General features: G+C 54.0%; 2 rRNA genes. Both read left to right on the forward strand.

From position 1 onward, the window contains the following. Nucleotides 1-111, forward strand: a 23S ribosomal RNA gene (locus WFL22_RS12470); the annotation flags it as partial. 146 nt (nucleotides 112-257) lie between these two features. Further along, nucleotides 258-309: ribosomal RNA gene (rrf, locus tag WFL22_RS12475) — 5S ribosomal RNA — on the forward strand; the annotation flags it as partial.

The following is a 309-nucleotide window of genomic DNA, read 5'->3' on the forward strand; positions in this document are numbered from 1 at the left end:
GTGAACTTCGGTTCGAGAGGCTCCCAGTAGATGACTGGGTTGATAGGCCAGATGTGGAAGCACGGCAACGTGTGGAGCTGACTGGTACTAATAAGCCGATGACTTGATAACACCCCACAACACCACCCCTCCGGGATGGTGTGAGTGGAAGTAAGCAATTAACGTAACGATGTATCGCGTCTACTTTGTGGTTCCCAACAGACGGCCCACAACCCACACCCCCACGGGGATGGTTTGTGTCAACATGTTGATAGAGTTACGGCGGCCATAGCGTCAGGGAAACGCCCGGTCACATTCCGAACCCGGAAG

This window comes from Leucobacter sp. VD1, from assembly GCF_037150695.1.
In the GTDB taxonomy this organism is placed as follows: domain Bacteria; phylum Actinomycetota; class Actinomycetes; order Actinomycetales; family Microbacteriaceae; genus Leucobacter.